Genomic DNA, 2,157 nt, shown 5'->3' with positions numbered 1-2,157 from the left:
GACGACCGTTCGCACGAGCGTCCGACAGGCGCTCCACAACGAGAACCCCCACCCCCTCACCCCACCCCGTACCATCCGCAGCCCCCGCGAACGACTTACACCGCCCATCCCCCGCCAACCCCCGCTGACGACTGAACTCCACGAAGGTGTCCGGGGAGGCCATCACCGTGACACCACCGGCCAGCGCGAGGGAGCACTCCCCCCGCCTCAGTGACTGGATCGCCAGGTGCAGCGCGACCAGCGAGGAGGAGCAAGCGGTGTCGATGGTGACGGCGGGGCCCTCGAAACCGAACGTGTAGGCGACGCGGCCGGTGGCGATGCTGGCAGCGTTACCGTTGCCGATGAAGCCTTCGAGCTCTTCGGGAACGGACCTCAGCCGCGAGTGGTAGTCGTGGTACATCAGGCCGGTGAAGACGCCCGTTCTGCTGCCTTTGAGGGTGGCGGGCGCCATACCGGCGTCCTCCATCGCCTCCCAGGAGGTCTCCAGCAGCAACCGCTGCTGCGGATCCATCGCCAACGCCTCACGCGGAGAGATCCCGAAGAACCCCGCGTCGAACTCCCCCGCCCCGTGCAGAAAACCCCCCGACCTCGCGTACGACGTACCCGCACGATCAGGATCATCGTCGAACAACCGCTCCAGATCCCACCCACGATTCACCGGAAACCCCGACACCGCGTCCCGGCCCGACGCCACCAGCTCCCACAACTCCTCCGGAGACGACACCCCACCCGGAAAACGACACGCCATCCCCACGATCGCGACGGGCTCGCGGTGCTGCTCCTCGACCTCCCGCAACCGCCGCTGCGCGTCCTGGGCCTCGGTGATCGCCCGTTTGAGGTAGGTGCGGAGTTGCTGCTCGTTCGACATGTGGTGTCAGCTCCCCAGGTTCTCGACCAGGTCGAAAAGATCGTCGTCGCTCGCGTCCGCCAGATCGGCGGCTCCGCCGTCACCGTCCTTCCATCCGGCGAGGAGCGCGCGCAGCCGCTCGGCGACCGCCGGGCGGTCGTCGGTGCCGAGTCCCTCCAGGACGGCCAGGACCTGGTCGATCGGCTCGGTGTCCTTGGCGGACAGGTGCTCGTGGAGAAGTTCGGCGATCGCCGCGGGAGTCGGATGGTCGAAGACCAGCGTGGCCGGTAGCGTCAGCCCGCTGTCCGCGGTGAGCTTGTTACGGAGTTCGACTCCCATGAGCGAGTCGAAGCCGAGCTCCCTGAACGGCCGGTCCTCCTCGATCCGTTCCGTCTCCCGGTGGCCCAGCACCGCGCTGACGTGCCCGAACACGATGTCCAGCACCACTCGCCGCCGTTCGTCGGCGGGCAGCCCGGCCAGCCGGTCGGCCAGGGGACGGACACCGCGGGTCTCGGTGGTGTGCCGCACCGCGCGCCGTACCAGGCCGCGCAGCGGCGGCGGTACGTCATCCGGTCGCGCGCGCAGCGCGGCCAGGTCCAGCCGGATCGGCAGCGGCACCGGATCGTCCAGGGAGAGTGCCGCGTCGAAGAGGGCCAGTGCCTCGGCCTCGGTCAGCGGCACGGCACCCGAACGGGCCAACCGGGCGCGCTCGGTCTCCCCGAGGCCGGCGCCCATGCCGTGTTCCCACAGTCCCCAGGCCAGGGAGGTCGCGGGCAGTCCCTCGGCCCTGCGATGCGCGGCCAGACCGTCGAGGAAGGCGTTCGCCGCCGCGTAGTTGCCCTGCCCCGCGTTGCCGAAGGTCGCCGAGGCGGAGGAGAACAGCACGAACGCGGTGAGCGGCATCTGCCGGGTCAGCTCGTGCAGGTGCCAGGCCGCGTCCGCCTTCGGCGCGAGCACCCGATCCAGACGCTCCGGCGTCAACCCACCGATCAGCCCGTCATCGACGACGCCCGCCGCGTGAACCACCGCACCCAGCGGACGCTCCAACCCCCGCAACAACCCCTCCAACGCCGCCCGATCACCCACGTCACAGGCCGCCACCACCACCCGCGCACCACACGCCTCCAAACCCGCGACCAACTCCGCGGCACCCGGCGCCTTCTCCCCACCCCTGCTCACCAACAGCAGATCACGCACCCCATGCGCCACGACCAGGTGACGGGCCACCAGACCGCCCAGCGCTCCGGTGCCGCCGGTGACCAGCACCGTGCCCTCACCCCAGGACGGCCCATCCACCACCGCGCCACCGG

General features: G+C 70.5%; 2 protein-coding genes. Both read right to left on the bottom strand.

Annotated elements, in window-relative coordinates:
- Positions 1–868 (bottom strand): beta-ketoacyl synthase N-terminal-like domain-containing protein (locus tag ACFFRH_RS44030; protein WP_386164134.1); only part of this gene is annotated, 868 nt, incomplete at its 3' end.
- A gap of 6 nt (positions 869–874) precedes the next feature.
- Positions 875–2,157: type I polyketide synthase (locus ACFFRH_RS44025; RefSeq protein ID WP_386164132.1), on the bottom strand; the 1,283-nt coding region annotated here is incomplete at its 5' end.

The sequence above is a fragment of the Streptosporangium vulgare genome (genome assembly GCF_042428775.1).
Classification (GTDB): Bacteria; Actinomycetota; Actinomycetes; order Streptosporangiales; family Streptosporangiaceae; genus Streptosporangium; species Streptosporangium vulgare.
The sequence above is the reverse complement of the archived record's forward strand: the minus strand, read 5'-3'. Positions and strand labels throughout refer to the sequence as shown.